General features: G+C 72.5%; 14 protein-coding genes and 1 pseudogene. 12 read left to right on the top strand and 3 right to left on the bottom strand.

The genetic code is table 11. The features are described from left to right. Nucleotides 1–51: 51 nt before the first annotated feature. The 6 genes from ACFYML_RS24395 (at nucleotide 52) to ACFYML_RS24370 (ending at nucleotide 7,257) form a co-directional block, all read left to right on the top strand. Complete coding sequence (locus ACFYML_RS24395; RefSeq protein WP_387422958.1) at nucleotides 52–1,605, top strand: ABC transporter ATP-binding protein; 1,554 nt, start codon at nucleotides 52–54, stop codon at nucleotides 1,603–1,605. A gap of 76 nt (nucleotides 1,606–1,681) precedes the next feature. Further along, nucleotides 1,682–3,037 (top strand): ABC transporter permease, encoded by a 1,356-nt coding sequence (locus tag ACFYML_RS24390; RefSeq protein WP_073839935.1) that lies wholly within the window; start codon nucleotides 1,682–1,684, stop codon nucleotides 3,035–3,037. A gap of 3 nt (nucleotides 3,038–3,040) precedes the next feature. Continuing rightward, a complete protein-coding gene (locus tag ACFYML_RS24385) occupies nucleotides 3,041–4,321 on the top strand; it encodes an ABC transporter permease (RefSeq protein WP_387422840.1) in 1,281 nt (426 codons plus the stop codon). Between the two features lie 12 nt (nucleotides 4,322–4,333). Then, nucleotides 4,334–5,041: a cytidine deaminase gene (locus tag ACFYML_RS24380; protein ID WP_357437549.1), complete on the top strand. Its 708-nt coding sequence runs from the start codon at nucleotides 4,334–4,336 to the stop codon at nucleotides 5,039–5,041. A 140-nt stretch (nucleotides 5,042–5,181) separates the two neighbouring features. Beyond that, nucleotides 5,182–6,462: a thymidine phosphorylase gene (locus ACFYML_RS24375; protein ID WP_387422839.1), complete on the top strand. Its 1,281-nt coding sequence runs from the start codon at nucleotides 5,182–5,184 to the stop codon at nucleotides 6,460–6,462. Between the two features lie 114 nt (nucleotides 6,463–6,576). Continuing rightward, entirely contained in the window at nucleotides 6,577–7,257 is a 681-nt protein-coding gene (locus tag ACFYML_RS24370; protein WP_387422838.1) for a DUF4272 domain-containing protein, read from the top strand. 7 nt (nucleotides 7,258–7,264) lie between these two features. Here ACFYML_RS24370 and ACFYML_RS24365 read toward each other — a convergent pair whose 3' ends face one another. Together ACFYML_RS24365 and ACFYML_RS24360 are read right to left on the bottom strand one after the other, a co-directional pair. Continuing rightward, complete coding sequence (locus ACFYML_RS24365; protein ID WP_387422837.1) at nucleotides 7,265–8,185, bottom strand: putative RNA methyltransferase; 921 nt, start codon at nucleotides 8,183–8,185, stop codon at nucleotides 7,265–7,267. Between the two features lies 1 nt (nucleotide 8,186). Continuing rightward, nucleotides 8,187–8,663 carry a MarR family winged helix-turn-helix transcriptional regulator gene (locus tag ACFYML_RS24360; protein WP_073839929.1) on the bottom strand — a complete coding sequence of 159 codons (477 nt, stop codon included), beginning with the start codon at nucleotides 8,661–8,663 and terminating at the stop codon, nucleotides 8,187–8,189. Nucleotides 8,664–8,720: 57 nt separating this feature from the next. On the opposite strand from ACFYML_RS24360, the gene ACFYML_RS24355 reads away from it, so the two are divergent. Both ACFYML_RS24355 and ACFYML_RS24350 read left to right on the top strand, forming a co-directional pair. Further along, the gene (locus tag ACFYML_RS24355; protein WP_387422836.1) at nucleotides 8,721–9,134 is read left to right on the top strand and encodes a PPOX class F420-dependent oxidoreductase; all 414 of its coding nucleotides are present in this window, start codon (nucleotides 8,721–8,723) and stop codon (nucleotides 9,132–9,134) included. A 45-nt stretch (nucleotides 9,135–9,179) separates the two neighbouring features. Next, a complete protein-coding gene (locus ACFYML_RS24350) occupies nucleotides 9,180–10,256 on the top strand; it encodes an adenosine deaminase (RefSeq protein ID WP_387422835.1) in 1,077 nt (358 codons plus the stop codon). Here ACFYML_RS24350 and ACFYML_RS24345 read toward each other — a convergent pair whose 3' ends face one another. Then, a complete protein-coding gene (locus tag ACFYML_RS24345) occupies nucleotides 10,257–10,556 on the bottom strand; it encodes a hypothetical protein (protein WP_387422834.1) in 300 nt (99 codons plus the stop codon). Between the two features lie 502 nt (nucleotides 10,557–11,058). On the opposite strand from ACFYML_RS24345, the pseudogene ACFYML_RS24340 reads away from it, so the two are divergent. The 4 genes and pseudogenes from ACFYML_RS24340 (at nucleotide 11,059) to ACFYML_RS24325 (ending at nucleotide 16,026) form a co-directional block, all read left to right on the top strand. After that, a pseudogene (locus ACFYML_RS24340) lies at nucleotides 11,059–14,552 on the top strand (nitrate- and nitrite sensing domain-containing protein). Further along, nucleotides 14,549–14,953, top strand: a complete 405-nt coding sequence (locus ACFYML_RS24335; RefSeq protein WP_073839925.1) for a roadblock/LC7 domain-containing protein — start codon at nucleotides 14,549–14,551, stop codon at nucleotides 14,951–14,953. The pseudogene ACFYML_RS24340 and the gene ACFYML_RS24335 overlap by 4 nt, the downstream one beginning before the upstream one ends. 100 nt (nucleotides 14,954–15,053) lie before the next feature. Next, nucleotides 15,054–15,431, top strand: a complete 378-nt coding sequence (locus ACFYML_RS24330) for a DUF742 domain-containing protein (RefSeq protein ID WP_357437898.1) — start codon at nucleotides 15,054–15,056, stop codon at nucleotides 15,429–15,431. Nucleotide 15,432: 1 nt separating this feature from the next. Continuing rightward, the gene (locus ACFYML_RS24325; RefSeq protein ID WP_242796714.1) at nucleotides 15,433–16,026 is read left to right on the top strand and encodes an ATP/GTP-binding protein; all 594 of its coding nucleotides are present in this window, start codon (nucleotides 15,433–15,435) and stop codon (nucleotides 16,024–16,026) included. Nucleotides 16,027–16,166: the final 140 nt, after the last annotated feature.

Raw genomic sequence — 16,166 nt, 5'->3', positions numbered from 1 at the left:
CGTCGCGGCAGCGGCTACGCTGCACCATCGCTCGCACTCCAGGAGGTTGCGCTGAGACTCGAACTGCGCGGCATCACCAAACGGTTCGGTGATCTGGTCGCCAACGACCACATCGACCTGACGGTGGAGCCTGGAGAGATCCACGCCCTGCTCGGCGAGAACGGCGCCGGCAAGTCGACCCTGATGAACGTGCTCTACGGGCTCTACCAGCCCGACGAGGGCGAGATCCTGGTCGACGGCCGGCCGCTGAAGCTGAAGGGCCCGTCGGACGCCATCGCCGCCGGCATCGGCATGGTGCACCAGCACTTCATGCTGGTGCCGGTCTTCACCGTGGCGGAGAACGTCATGCTCGGCGCCGAGCAGGTCAAGGGCGGCTTCACCGGCTTCCTGGACCGGCGGCGGGCCCGGCGCGAGGTCGCCGAGGTCTCCGAGCGGTACAACCTGCGGGTCGACCCGGACGCGGTGATCGAGGACCTGCCGGTCGGCATCCAGCAGCGGGTGGAGATCGTCAAGGCCCTCACCCGCGAGGTCGACCTGCTGATCCTCGACGAGCCGACCGCGGTGCTCACCCCGCAGGAGACCGAGGAACTGCTCGCGGTCATGCGGTCGCTCAAGGCCGCCGGCAAGTCGATCGTCTTCATCACCCACAAGCTGGGTGAGGTCAAGGCGATCGCGGACCGGATCACGGTGATCCGCCGCGGGAAGACCGTGGGCACGGCCTCGCCGAGCGCCAGCCGGGACGAGCTGGCCGCGCTGATGGTGGGCCGCAGCGTCCGGCTGACCGTCGACAAGAAGCCGGCCACCCCGGGCAAGCCGATCCTCGAGGTCGCCGGCCTGGTGGTGGACGACGACCGGCAGGTGCGCGCGGTCGACGGCGTGGACCTGACCGTGCACGCCGGTGAGGTGCTCGGCATCGCGGGCGTGCAGGGAAACGGCCAGACCGAGCTGATCGAGGCCGTCATGGGCCTGCGGCCGGTGCTCGCCGGCACGGTGACCCTGGACGGCGAGGCCGTGCACGGCTGGCCGACCAAGAAGGTGCTCCGCGCCGGCGTCGGGTACGTGCCGGAGGACCGCAGCGTCGACGGCCTGGTCAAGGAGTTCTCCGTCGCGGAGAACCTGGTGCTGGACATCTACGACCGGCCGCCCTTCGGCAAGGGCCTGTCGCTCAAGCCGGACGCCATCGCGCAGTCGGCCAAGGAGCGGATCGAACAGTTCGACGTCCGTACCTCCTCGGCGGACGCGCCAGTGGGCACGCTCTCCGGCGGCAACCAGCAGAAGGTGATCGTGGCCCGGGAGCTGTCCCGGCCGCTGAAGCTCTTCATCGCCGCGCAGCCGACCCGGGGCGTGGACGTCGGCTCGATCGAGTTCATCCACAGCCGGGTGATCCGCGAGCGGGACATCGGCACCGCCGTCATGGTGGTCTCCAGCGAGCTGGACGAGGTGATCGGGCTGGCCGACCGGATCGCGGTGATGTACCGCGGCCGGATCATCGGCGTCGTCAGCCCGGACACCCCGCGCGAGGAGATCGGCCTGCTGATGGCGGGCATCACCCCGGACACCGCCGCGGCGGCCCCCGAGGGCCCTGGCAACGAGGACAACGCATGAGCGAGCGCCAGCGAGCGAATCATCAGTACAGCGCAGTGGTGCCTCATGCCGGCGCCGAGCGCAGCGAGGTGGCGGCATGAGCAACCCGAACCCGGTGTCGGGCTCCCCGGACAAGGAGCCGGCGACCGAGGCGCAGGAGGCGCGGAGCGAGGCGCGGGCGAACCCGACCGCGCCCGCGGGCGACTCCGAGCGTGCGGTGGCCGCCACCGCCACCAAGGAGCCCCCGGCCGAGCCCCGCCCCTCGCTCGGCCGGCTGTTCCTGGACAACCTCTGGGCGGCGAACACGGTCACCGTGACGGTGCTCGCGGTGCTGCTGGCGATGCTGGTCGGCGCGGTGCTGATCATCGTGTCCGACCCGGCGGTGCTGGCCACCTACGGCTACATCACCGCCCGGCCCTCGGACGCGATCAACTCCAGTTGGACCGTGGTCAGCGAGGCGTACGCGAACCTGTTCAAGGGCGCGATCTTCGACCCGGAGGCGTCCGGCTTCACCGCCGCGCTGAGCCCGATCTCGGAGACGCTCACCTACACCGCGCCCCTGGTCTTCACCGGCCTGTCGGTGGCGCTCGCCTTCCGGGGCGGCCTGTTCAACATCGGCGCCCAGGGGCAGGCGACCATCGGCGTCATCCTGGCCGCGGCGGCCGGCTTCGCGCTGCCGCTGCCGCCGGGGGTGCACCTGCTCGTCGCGCTGATCGCCGGTGCGGCCGGCGGCGCGATCTGGGGCTTCATCCCGGGCATCCTCAAGGCGCGGACCGGGGCCCACGAGGTGATCAACACGATCATGCTCAACTACGTCGCGGTCTACTTCCTGTCCTGGATCATCATCCAGAACGGGGTGCAGAACCCGCGGCGGGCCGACGCGATCAGCAAGCCGGTCGAGGCCTCCGCCCAGCTGCCCCGGCTGCTCGGCGACAACCTGCGGGTGCACGCGGGCATCCTGCTCGCGGTGCTGGCCACCTGGTTCGTGGCCTGGCTGCTGAACCGCTCGACGCTCGGCTTCGAGCTGCGCGCGGTCGGCGCCAACCCGGACGCCGCCCGCACCGCCGGCATCAGCGTCACCAAGACGTTCGTGCTGGTCATGGTGATCGCCGGCGTGCTGGCCGGGCTCGGCGGCTCGAACATGGTGCTCGGTTCCACCGCGGACGCGCTCACCCCGCAGGTGGTCGCCCAGATCGGCTTCGACGGCATCCTGGTCGCGCTGCTCGGCCGGGTGAAGCCGTGGGGTGTGCTGATGGCCGCGCTGCTCTTCGGCGCGCTCCAGGCCGGCGGCAACCGGATGCAGTCGTACTCCGGGATCTCGCTGGAGCTGGTCACCGTGCTCCAGGCGCTCATCGTCATCTTCATCGCCGCGCCGGCCCTGGTGAAGGCGATCTTCCAGCTCCGGGCGGCCCGCGCGGCCCGGCTGCAGACGAGCCTCGCGAAGGGCTGGTGAGGCATGTCCACCATGGCTGTCCCCGAGGTCGCCGTCACCGCGGTCGACGAGGGTTTCTGGACGCGTACCCGCAAGGCCGGCGCCGTGGTGCTGGCGCTGGGTCTGCTCGCGGCGGTGCTCTTCGGCGCGCTCGCCACCGATCAGCAGGCCCGGTTCACGCTCAGCGAGACCGAGGGCGGCGCGGCGCTGGAGATCAACGGTACGGTCGGGGCGATCCTGTTCGGGCTGATCGCCGCCGCGGCCGGCGCCGCGCTGCTGGCCGGAGTGCCGAAGCGCTGGTTCACCCTGCTGCTCGGCGTCGGGCTGGTCGGTTTCGTGCTCAGCTTCCTCTGCTGGCAGGTCTCCGCGGCGCCCGCGGGGAGCAACTTCATGCCGCTGGTCAACGTCGTCCGCAACACCTTCGTCCTGGCGCTGCCGCTGATCTTCGGCGCGCTGGCCGGCGTGCTCTGCGAGCGGTCCGGCGTGGTCAACGTGGCGATCGAGGGCCAGCTGCTGATGGGCGCCTTCTCCGGCGCGCTCTTCGGCAGCATCTCCGGCAGCGTCTGGGTCGGTCTGGTGGCCGCCGCGATCGGCGGCGCGTTCATCTCCCTGCTGCTCGCCGTGTTCGCCATCCGCTACCTGGTCGACCAGGTGGTCATGGGCATCGTGCTCAACCTGCTCGCGGTCGGCATCACCGGCTTCCTCTACGAGCGGCTGATGCAGACCGACGCGACCAAGTACAACAGCGCCCCCCGGTTCGGCACCTGGGAGATCCCGCTGCTCAAGGACATCCCGCTGATCGGTCCGGCGCTGTTCCGCAGCAACATCTTCCTCTACCTCGGGCTGCTGCTGGTGCTGGTCATCCACTTCGCGCTGTTCCGTACCCGGTGGGGGCTGCGGACCCGGTCAGTGGGCGAGCACCCCACCGCCGCCGATACCCTGGGCGTGAAGGTGCTGCGGCTGCGGTACCGCAACGTGATCATGGCGGGGCTGGTGGCCGGCGTGGGTGGCGCCTCGTACACCCTGGCGCTCTTCTCGTTCACCAAGAACATGATCGGCGGTAAGGGCTTCATCGCCCTGGCCGCGCTGATCTTCGGCCGGTGGAGCCCGACCGGCGCGCTGCTCGCGGCGCTCTTCTTCGGCTTCGCCGACCAGCTCGCCACCTACCTCGGCGCGATCGGCAGCAGCATCCCCAGCCAGTTCCTGGCGATGCTGCCGTACCTGGCGACGATCCTGGCCGTGGCCGGCCTGGTCGGCAGGGTCCGGGCGCCGGCGGCGGACGGCAAGCCGTACATCAAGGGCTGACGGAGGTAGCACGTGGAGATCGACTGGGAGCGGCTGCGGGCCGCCGCCACCGAGGTGATGCGGCACGCGTACGTGCCGTACTCGAAGTTCCCGGTCGGGGCGGCGGCCCTGGTCGACGACGGCCGGGTGGTGGTCGGCTGCAACGTGGAGAACGCCGCCTACGGCGTGGTTCTCTGCGCCGAGTGCGGCGTGGTCTCCTCGCTGCACGCCACCGGCGGCGGCCGGATCGTCGCCCTCTCCTGCGTCGACGCCACCGGCGAGCCGCTGATGCCGTGCGGTCGGTGCCGGCAGCTGCTCTGGGAGAACGGCGGCCCGGAGTGCCTGATCGAGGCGAAGGGCGGCCCGCTGCGGATGACCGAGCTGCTGCCGCACGCGTTCGGCGTCGAGGACCTGGAGGCGGTGACCGGCGAGACGCCGGTGCCGGTGGTGCCGGAGCGGCTGGCCGCCTGGCGGGGGCGGGGCACGGTCTTCGTGCACCCGGACCTCTCCGCCGGGCAGCAGGTCTGGACGGCGTACTGGGAGCGGTCGGCCGGGGACACCGAGGGCGCCGAGACCGGTGTGCTGGAGGAGGGCCCGACCTGGGACGAGCCGGCGGAGGCGATCACCTGGGGGCTGGCGCGGACACCGCGTGTGGTGGTGGTGGACGCGTCGGGCACGATCTTCTGGGCTGGTGAAGGTGAGCCTCCTCTGGAGATCCCGGTTCGCTGGGAGTCGAGCTAGGGGGATCGGGCCGACCCTGCCCGGCTCCGGGCGGTCAGGCTTGATCCCTCCGCCGGTCACGGTCGGCCCGATCCCTCGGTGGTCACCGCCGTCGGTTTTCGTGCCCGACGCGGCTGTCGAACTATTGATAGGAACTTCTGGTGAGTGCTTTTACGGCGGTTGATGTCATCCGGACCAAGCGGGACGGGGGTGTGCTGAGCGACGGGCAGATCGACTGGGTCGTCGACGCGTACACCAAGGGGCTGGTCGCCGACGAGCAGATGTCGGCGCTGGCCATGGCGATCCTGCTGCGCGGCATGACCGGGCCGGAGATCGCGCGGTGGACCGCCGCGATGATCGCCAGCGGCGAGCGGCTGGACCTCTCCACCGTGGCCCGGCCGACCGCGGACAAGCACTCCACCGGCGGCGTCGGCGACAAGATCACCCTGCCGCTGACCCCGCTCGTCGCCGCCTGCGGGGCGGCGGTGCCGCAGCTGAGCGGCCGGGGTCTCGGCCACACCGGCGGCACGCTCGACAAGCTGGAGTCGATCCCCGGCTGGCGGGCCGCGCTGAGCAACGACGAGTTCATCGCCCAGCTCCGCGACGTCGGCGCGGTGATCTGCGCGGCCGGCGACGGGCTGGCCCCGGCCGACCGCAAGCTGTACGCGCTGCGCGACGTCACCGGCACCGTGGAGGCGATCCCGCTGATCGCCAGCTCGATCATGAGCAAGAAGATCGCCGAGGGGACCGGCGCGCTGGTGCTCGACGTCAAGGTCGGCTCGGGCGCGTTCATGAAGAACGTGGACGACGCCCGCGAACTGGCCCGGACCATGGTGCAGCTGGGCAAGGCGCACGGCGTGCGAACCGTGGCCCTGCTCACCGACATGTCCACCCCGCTCGGTTTGGCCGTGGGCAACGCGGTCGAGGTGACCGAGTCGGTCGAGGTGCTCGCCGGCGGCGGCCCGGCCGACGTGGTCGAGCTGACCCTGGCGCTGGCCCGGGAGATGCTCGACGCGGCCGGCCTGCCGGACGCCGATCCGGCGGCGGCGCTGCGCGACGGCCGGGCGATGGACGCCTGGCGGACGATGATCCGGGCACAGGGCGGCGACCCGGACGCCCCGATGCCGACGGCCAACGAGGTCGAGGTGGTCCGCGCCGCCGAGGACGGCTACGTCGCCGAGGTGGACGCGTACGCGATCGGCGTGGCTGCCTGGCGGCTCGGGGCCGGCCGGGCCCGCAAGGAGGACCCGGTGAGCATCCCGGCCGGCGTGGTGCTGCACAAGCGCCCCGGCGACCGGGTACGCGTCGGCGAGCCCCTCTACGAGCTGCGCGCCGAGCACGCGGAGCGGATTCCGGCCGCGCTCGCCGAGGCGCAGCGGGCGGTCCGCATCGCGCCGGACGCGCCGGCCGCGGCACCGCTGGTGATCGACCGGATCGGCTGAGAGTCCGGCCCGGCTCCGGCCGTGGTGCTGAGCCCGCCGAGCCGCTATCCTCCCTGGCCAAGGGGGGGATAGCGACCGGCGATGAGCCGATGCGAGCAGACAGGACCCTGAGCCGTGCGCGTACCCGCCCCTGACCCGCGGGCCGTCCGTGAGGCGAGCCTCGACGAGCTGTCCCGGCTGGGCCTGCCGCTGCCGCCGCCACAGTTCCCGCTGGTGTGGGAACCGGGCGACGAGATCGAGCTGCGCCCCACCGCCGAGATCGAGGCCCGGATCGCGATCCTGCACGTGATCCTGGCCCGGTGCTTCGGGATGCCGGCGCAGGCCGCCATGAGCTGGCTGCTGGAGTCGCACCTGGTTGACCTGGTGACCCCGCCGGAGTGGCAGTTCGTGATGGGTGGCAAGGGCGACCACCGTTCGTTCGTGCTGCACCACGACGCGCTCTTCTCGCTGGCCTGGGTGCTCGGACTGGCCAAGGAACTGGACCCCACGGTGCCGGTGGACGAGCGGCTGGTGGAGCGGATGCCCAATCTCGTCGCGGGGGAGACCTTCCCGCAGTGGCGGGCCCGGATCCTGGCCGCCCCGCAGCACCCGGCCGACGCCGCCGCCCTGCTCGACCTGCACTACTGCCTGGACTGGGCGTACCTGGAGACGGAGCAGGCCGGGCGGGCGCTGCCCGGGCTGGTCGACGCGAACGCCATCGGACAGCGCCGGTGGGCGCTGGAGTGGGCGGTGGTGCTGCGCGGGCCGTACCACGACGAGCCGCCCGGCTGGGAAGAGGTCGACCTCTCCACCTAGGAGACGGTCAGCACGGCCGGTACCGGCCGAGGCGGATCGCGAGGGTCACCGGCACCGGCTCGGGCAGCGCGGCGATGCGCTCGGCGAGCCGGGACGGGTCGGTGTGCCAGGCGCTGGGGCCCATCCCGACCAGGGTGGCCACCTCGGGCCGGGTGAGCGCGAGCCGGGCCCGGTGCACGGTCGCCGACTCCTCGACGAAGTGGCTGCCGAGGCTGCCCGCCACCCGGTCGGCCTTGACCGGGTCGACCCGGAGCAGGTCCAGCGCGGCCACCAGTTCGGCCAGGTGGTCCTCGGCGGGGGTGACCACCAGCAGCGCGCCCGCTGGGTCCAGCACCCGGTGGAACTCCGGGCCGTTGCGCGGCGCGAAGACGTTGAGCAGCACGGCGGCCGAGGCGTCGGCCAGCGGGAGCCGCTGCCAGGTGTCGGCGAGCGCCGCCGCGGCGCGCGGATGGGCGCGGGCCGCCCGGCGCAGCGCCGGCTTGGCGACGTCCAGGGCCAGGCCGACGGCGTCGGGGAGCGCCGCCAGCACCGCCGCGAGGTACCAGCCGGTCCCCGCGCCGGCGTCCACCACGAGCGGGCTCGGCGCCGCCGCCGCGCTGGTGTCGTCCGCGCGACGGTCATCCCGCGTCGTCGCCGCGTCCGTGGTGCCGCGTACCCGGTCGACCACCTCGGCGGCGGCTGCGGCGAGCGCGGTGGCGACGGTGTCGTAGTGGCCGGCGGCGAGGAAGTCGGCCCGGGCGGCGACCATGTCGGCGCTGTCCCCGGAGTGCGGCGTGCGCCCGGCGAGCAGGTTGACGTACCCCTGGCGGGCGAGGTCGAAGCTGTGCCGGCGCGGGCAGCGCAGCGCCCGGGTGGTGCCGGCGGTGGTCTCCGCGAGCGGTTCGGCGCAGACCGGGCAGCGCAACCGGTCGAGGATGCGATGGTCCATGTCAGGCCTCCGGGACGGCCGGACGCCCGGCGAGGCGGTCGACCACCCGCTGGGTGAGCGCGCCCAGCGCGGTGACCTCCTCCGGGGTGAGCAGGTCGATCAGGTGCCGGCGGACGGCGGCGACGTGGCCCGGCGCGGCGGCCGCGATGGCGGCCCGGCCGGCCGGGGTCAGCGCGACGATCGATCCGCGACCGTCCGAGGGACACTCCTCGCGGGTGACCAGGCCGCGCTGCTGCATCCGGGACAGGTGGTGGGAGAGCCGGCTGCGGGACCAGAGCATGCGGTCGGCGAGCTCGCTGAGCCGTAGCCGTTGCTCGGGCGCCTCGGAGAGGTCGGAGAGGACGTCGTAGTCCGGCTCGGAGAGGCCCGCGTCCTGCATCAGCTCGCGGGCCAGCGTCAGGTCGAGCAGCCGGCGCATCCGGCGGTAGCCGCGCCAGGCGCGGTCCTCCCGCTCGTCCAGCCAGCGTGGTTCGTCCATACGGCGATCCTACCCGACTGGTTGACATGTCACCGAAGTCGCCCTACGGTCGATGACATGTCAACCGAACTCTGGGAGCTGTTCGGCGAGCGGGGGCGCGGGGTGCTGGTGACCCTGCGCCGGGACGGCCGGCCCCAGCTGTCGAACGTGGACTACCTGGCCGAGCCGGGGCTGATCCGCTGCTCCACCACCGGCGACCGGGCGAAGGTACGCAACCTGCGGCGCGATCCGAGGGCGAGCTTCCACGTCACCACCCCGGACGGTGGGGCGTACGCGGTCGCGGAGGGAACCGTGACCGTCACCCCGCCGGCCGCGGCGACCGACGACGCCACGGTCGACGAGCTGGTGGAGGTCTACCAGCGGATCCGGGGCGAGCACCCGGACTGGACGGCCTACCGGGCCGCGATGGTCGCGGACGGCCGCCTGGTGCTCCGCCTCGCCGTCGAGCGGCTGTACGGCTGGCGGCCCTGAGCCGGCCCCGTCCCGCGCCGCGCGGTCGGTGACTAGGGTCTGTGCATGGTCGCAATCCGGTACGAGGACATCATCAAGGTCCCGAAGGCGCTGCTGCACGATCACCTGGACGGCGGTCTGCGGCCGGCGACGGTCGTCGAGCTGGCCGCCGAGGTCGGCCACGAGCTGCCCACCACCGACCCGGAGGCGCTGGGCCGCTGGTTCGTCGAGTCGGCCAACTCGGGCTCGCTGGAGCGATACCTGGAGACCTTCGCGCACACCGTGGGAGTCATGCAGACCGCGCCCGCACTGCGCCGGGTGGCCCGCGAGTGCGCGCTGGACCTGGCCTCCGACGGGGTGGTCTACGCGGAGGTCCGGTTCGCCCCCGAGCAGCACCTGGAGCGGAACCTGACCCTGGACGAGGTGGTCGAGGCCGTGGTGGCCGGCTTCGTCGAAGGCAGCGCCCTGGCCGCCGAGGCGGGCACCCCGATCCGGATCGGCACGCTGCTCACCGCGATGCGGCACGCCGCCCGCTCCCAGGAGATCGCCGAGCTGGCCGTCCGGCACCGGGACACCGGGGTGGTCGGCTTCGACATCGCCGGCGCGGAGGCGGGCTTCCCGCCCACCCGGCACCTGGACGCCTTCGAGTACCTCCAGCGGGAGAACTTCCACTTCACCATCCACGCCGGCGAGGCGTTCGGGCTGCCGTCGATCTGGCAGGCGATCCAGTGGTGCGGCGCCGACCGGCTCGGGCACGGCGTCCGGATCGTCGACGACATCACCCCCGGGTCGCCGCCGGTGCTGGGCCGGCTGGCCGCCTATGTCCGGGACAAGCGGATCCCGCTGGAGCTCTGCCCGTCGTCGAACGTGCAGACCGGGGCGGCGCCGTCGATCGCCGAGCACCCGATCGGGCTGCTGCGCGACCTGCGCTTCCGGGTGACCGTCAACACCGACAACCGGTTGATGAGCGGCACCTCGATGTCCCGGGAGATGGCGCTGCTGGTGGAGGCCTTCGGCTACGGCTGGAAGGAACTCCAGTGGTTCACCATCAACGCGATGAAGAGCGCCTTCATCCCGTTCGACGAGCGGCTGGCGATCATCGACGAGGTGATCAAGCCGGCGTACGCCAAGCTGATCGGCTGATCACGGATGCTGGTGCGGGTGGCCGGCGAGCAGCGCGGCCACCCGGCGCAGCACCTCGCCGGCCCGGGCCGCCTCGGCGCCCAGCCTGGTCTGCCGGCGCAGCACCGCGGGCTCCGCGCGGAGCAGCGCCACCCCGCGCCGGATCAGCACCCGGGGCGCCTTGCGCTGCTCGGAGAGGTCGCGGGCGAGTCGGCGGACGAAGGTCGCCCCCCGCGGCCGGCGCAGCGCGTACGCCCCGGCGAGCAGGCCGCGGCGCCGGCACTCGTCGACGATCTCGGCGGCGAAGATCCCTTCGGCCACGAAAAGTGGCGATCCGGCGAGATCAAATGGCTGGGTGGCCACCTTACGGTCTGCGCCGATCGCATAAACCGGCACTTCGGCCTTGCCGTCCCGGGCCAGTCGGGCAATCGTGTCCACCGCTGCGTCCGCGTCCCACGACAGGGGCGACTCCCAGTCGGCCTGTCCGTTCCGGCGCGGCAACGTAGGGTCATCGCCGTCCTTGTAGAAGTCGTCAAGGCAGAGCACAGGAAGTCCGGTTCGCTCGGCTATGTACGACTTTCCGGAGCCGGAAGGTCCAGCGAGGAGGACGACGCGGTGAGGGTGTTCCATTACTTTCAGTGACTCCGGCCAGACAGATTGCTGCCAAATTGCATCAACATCTCATCACACCAACGGCGACGGACAACCTGGGCTTTCCGTTTGCCGGGCGGCGTGATGGAATCTCGGAGGTCCGACCCGCCGGGTCGGTCGCTCGGCGTTGCCCAACGGCGACGTCCGGACGCGGTAATGCGAGGGCGGTGACGTGAGCAAACGGCCAACGACGGCGGGCTCCTTCCTGTCGCGGCTGCGCCGGCCGGCCAGCCGGCTCCGCGACATGCCGATCTGGTCCAAGCTCGGTCTGATCATGATCGTGCCGACCATCGCCACGGTCGTGGTCGGCACCAGTGGTCTGGTCGACCACCTGGGGACGCTCAACAATGCCAACCGGGCAGGCAACCTGGCCAATCTGATCGGCTACTCGGGTGATCTGGTCGACACCCTGCAGGACGAGCGGGTCAACGCGGTGCTGTGGCTCGGCTCGAGCCAGGTCCAGACCAGGGCCCAGTACGAGGAGGCCTACAACCGGGCCAACCAGCGCGTCGACCAGGTGAAGACGCCCTACCGGCAGGAGCGGAACGCGATCGACGGCCTGCCGGCGAACTTCGATCGCCTGCTCGGCAAGATCGACAAGAGTCTCTCCGACCTGCCGGGGACCCGGAGCCAGGTGCTCAACGGCAAGATGACCATCAGCGACGCGCAGCAGGCGTACGAGGGACTGATCAACGACCTCATCTCGATCCGGGACTCGGCCACCCAGCTCGCCGGCGACAACGACCTGAGCGACCGGATGCGGGCCGGTGCCGCCGTCGCCCGGGAGAAGGAGTGGCTGTCCCAGCGCCGCCTGGTCGTTCACCAGGCCCTGCTGGGCAGGGCCCTCACCCCGGCGCTACGCGACAAGTTCATCGCCACCGGGACCGGCGGGATCCAGGCGCAGGAGAACTTCAAGGCGATCGCCAACCAGGCCGACGCCGCGTTCTACGAGCAGACCGTCTCCGGCCCCGACCTGCGCGAGTCGCTCAACTACCAGCGTCAGATCAGCAGCGCCGCGAAACTGTCCGATGTCCAGGTCAACACGGACCAGTGGGACAAGGCCATGGTGGCCAACGCCAAGCTGCTCCGTACCGTGGAGAGGCGGCTCGACGGCAACGTGGTCCGGCAGGCCGACAGCCTGCGCTCGGACACCAAGCGCCAGGTGATCCTGGAGACCGTGCTGCTGTTCAGCATGCTGCTGCTGGCCATCCTCTTCGCGTACCTGGTCGCCCGCTCGATGGCCCGCTCGCTGCGCGACCTGCGGCAGGGCGCCCTCTCGGTGGCCCAGTACGGCCTCCCGCAGGCGGTGGCCCGGCTGCGGGACCCGCAGGTCACCGGGCAGCTCACCCCGGTGCAGTTGGCCAACCAGATCGCCGAGCCGCTGCCGGTCCGCAGCAAGGACGAGTTCGGCCAGGTGACCGAGGCGTTCAACGCCGTCCACCTGGAGGCCGTCCGGACCGCCGCCGAGCAGGCTGCCCTCCGGGCGTCCGTCGCGACGATGTTCGTCAACCTGGCCCGCCGGTCACAGATCCTGGTCGACCGGCTGATCGGCCACCTCGACCGGCTGGAGCGCGGCGAGGAGGACCCGGACCGGCTGGCCGAGCTGTTCCAGCTCGACCACCTCGCCACCCGGATGCGCCGCAACGACGAGAACCTGCTGGTTCTCGCCGGTGCCGACTCCACCCGCGTGCAGCGCGAGCCGGCCGCCCTCATCGACGTGCTCCGCGCCGCCCAGTCCGAGGTCGAGCACTACACCCGGATCGAGTTCGGCGTGATCGACCGGGACATCGAGGTCGCCGCGCACGCGGTCAACGACCTGGTGCACCTGGTCGCCGAGCTCTTCGACAACGCCACCGCGTTCTCCCCGCCGGACTCCCACGTCATGGTGGAGGCCCGCCGGGTGGGCGACCGCGCGACGCTGTACGTGGAGGACCGGGGCATCGGCATCAGCGCCGAGCAGCTGCGCGAGCTGAACGAGCGGCTCGCCACTCCGCCGCAGGTGGACGTCGCGGTCTCCCGGATGATGGGCCTGGTCGTGGTCGCGCGGCTCGCCGCCCGGCACGGCGTCAAGGTCGAGCTGCGGCCCGGCGGCGACCGGGGCATGGTGGCCGACGTCGCGCTGCCGACCTCGGTCCTGGTGCCGCGCGCCCTCTCCGGCCGGGGCCACCCGGCGCCCGCCCTCCCGGCCGGCGCGGCCGGCCCGCAGCAGGGCGGCGGCCTGGCCGCCGCATTCGGCGCCGTGGCCGCGCTCAACAACGGCCCGCAGACCCCGCCGGCCCCGCGCCCGGGCTCGTCCGGCAACCAGGTGACATTTGGTGGGCGGGCCTTCGACGCGGCGCCGCGCAACGGCGCCGGCACCCCGGCCGGCCCGGGTGGCGCGCGCTCGATGCCGGCCTGGTCCGACCTGACCGGGGCCAGCGGCGTCTCCGGTGGTGACGGCTACACCCCCCGCACGTCGAACGGCCAGCCGGTCGACCCGCTGCCGCAGCGGCGCAGCCCGGCCGACGGCGACCCGGCCAGCACCGGCCAGCAGCCGCCCATCCCCCGGCAGCTGCCGAGCAGCCCGGAGGCGTGGCCGTACAGCCCGCCGCCGGTCTCCGGCCCGCCGTTCCCGCCGGTCTCCGCGCCGCCCCTGCCGCCGGTATCCGGCGCACCCGTTTCGGCCTCGCCGGTCTCGGGCCACCCCGTCTCGGCCGCGCCGGTCTCGGCGCAGCCGGTGTCGGCCTCGCCCGCCCCCGGCCAGCCGGTCTCCGTGCCGCCGGCGAGCCACCTGCCGCGTCCGGCCCCGCCGACCCCCGCGCCCAGCTTCGGCGCCCCGCCGGCGTGGCCGCCGGTTCCCGCGCCGGACCCGGCCGCCGCACCGCCGGTGCCGGAACGCCTCGCCGCCGGCCTGGACATGACCACCGAGTTGCCCCGGGTCGCCCGGCCGGAGACGCCGCCGGCGCTCAGCCGGCCCGCGTCGGCCCCCGCGCCGCGGCCGACCACGCCGCAGTCGACGGCCAACCGCCAGCGGTACGCGGACGAGACGATGGAGCTGCCGATCTTCCGGGAGCTGGAGTCGGCCTGGTTCCGCACCCGCAAGCCCGGGCCGGAGGAGACCGCCGCAACGCAGGGCCCGGCGGCGAACGGTGCGGCCACCCAGCAGTTCGCCAAGGTCGACGCCGCCGGTCAGGCCGTCCAGCAGACAACACCCGGGACGACAGGTAACACACCGATGGCACACACTCCGACGGCTGGCGGAGCACCTCGCGACAACGGATCGGCGAACGAAGGCGTCCGTCCCGGTCACACCGAAGCACTGCCGAGCCGGCGGCCGCAACAGCCGTCTCCCGGCTGGCAGACCGCGGCCGACGACGGCTGGCGGGCCGCCTCGGCGGCCACCGAGGTCCCGGTCGCCGAGACCACCCAGAAGGGCCTCCCCAAGCGGGTGCCGATGGCGCAGCTCGTGCCGGGCGGTATCGAGAAGCCGTCCGCCTCGGTGCAGCGCCGGACGCCGGAAGGCGTACGGGGCCTGCTGTCGGCCTACCACCGGGGCGTGCAGCGGGGGCGTAACAACCCGACCGACAGCAACTCGGCCGGCTCGGAGGGCACTCCGGACGGTCAGCAGTCCTCGCAGTCTGGCTCAGGCGCGTGGCCGGGAGCGGACAGAAGGAGCAACAACGATGACTAGTACGCAGGATCTCGGATGGCTGCTCGCCAACTTCGCCGACCGGGTGCCCGGTGTGGCGCACGCGGTCGCGGTCTCCGCCGACGGCCTGCTTCTCGCCTCGTCCCGTGACCTTCCGCGGGACCGCGCTGACCAGCTCGCGGCGATCGCGTCCGGCCTGGTCAGCCTGACCCAGGGCGCGGCGCGCTGCTTCGAGGGCGGGGCGGTGCTGCAGACCGTCGTCGAGATGGACAACGGCTTCCTGTTCCTGATGTCCATCTCGGACGGCTCGTCGTTCGCGGTACTCGCCGCACGCAGCTCCGACGTGGGGCAGGTCGGCTACGAGATGGCCCTGCTCGTCGACCGGGTGGGCGACGCCCTGACCCCGCAGCCGCGTACGGCTGTCGGGATGATGGGCTGATCGACGCGCTGACCGGTGGGTCAGAAGCGGGAACGACTACGACAACGACGAGTTCCACCGGGGCGAGCCGGTGCCGGGTACGAAGGAGGTGAGCGGCGACATGGCCGATCGTGACGAGCCGACCGGAGCGCTGGTCCGTCCATACGCCGTGACCCGCGGTCGTACCCGTCCCCGACTCGAGATCGCTCTGGAGGCGCTCGTCGAGACGACGGTGCGCGGCCGGGCCGTTGCCAATGGCAATGGCGGCCAGGGTCGTGAGCACCAGTACATCGCTGCGCTGTGTGACGGACGCGTGCAGTCGCTCGCCGAGATCGCGGCGCGGATGCAGCTTCCGCTCGGCGTGGCCCGGGTGCTCATCGCCGACATGGCGACGGACGGCCTGGTCGCGGTCCACGAGCCGACCATTCTGGACGACTCCGACGACGCGGTGGGCACTGAACTGCTGGAGAGGGTGCTGAGTGGACTTCGCAGGCTCTGACATGTCGCACCGGCCGCCGGCCCCGAGTGGGCGCGTGACGTCGGCGAAGATCGTTATTGCCGGTGGGTTCGGCGTCGGCAAGACGACGCTGGTCGGTTCGGTCTCGGAGATCACGCCGCTGACCACCGAGGCGATCATGACCTCCGCCGGCGTGGGCGTCGACGACACCCGGCAGGTGCCGGGCAAGACGACGACCACGGTGGCGATGGACTTCGGTCGTATCTCGATCGATCGCGACCTGATCCTGTACCTGTTCGGTACGCCGGGTCAGACGCGGTTCTGGTTCATGTGGGACGAGCTGGTCCGGGGTGCCATCGGTGCCGTGGTGCTGGTCGACACCCGCCGGCTGGCCGACTGCTTCGCCGCGATCGACTTCTTCGAGCACCGGCGGCTGCCGTACCTGGTGGCCATCAACTGCTTCGACGGCATGCAGTACCACGACCCGCAGGACGTCCGGGACGCGCTGGCCATCTCCAGCGAGGTGCCGGTGGTGGCCTGCGACGCCCGCAACCGGGAGTCGACCAAGCATGTGCTGATCTCGCTGGTCGAGTATGTGCTGACCATGCGGCGTTCCCGGGCGGTAGCCCCCGCCTGACCGGCGTTACAGAAGCGGGGGGGGGGGGGGGGGGCCCCCCCGCGGGGGCCCCCGCCCCCCGGGGGGGGCCCCCCGCCCCCCGCCCCCCCCCCCCCGCGGGGCGCGCCCCCCCCCCCCAAACAGCGCGGGGGCCCCCCCCC

Source organism: Micromonospora sp. NPDC007230 (genome assembly GCF_042869115.1).
Taxonomy (GTDB): domain Bacteria; phylum Actinomycetota; class Actinomycetes; order Mycobacteriales; family Micromonosporaceae; genus Micromonospora.
Note: the sequence above shows the minus strand (reverse complement) of the source record. Positions and strands in the feature narration are given on the sequence as shown.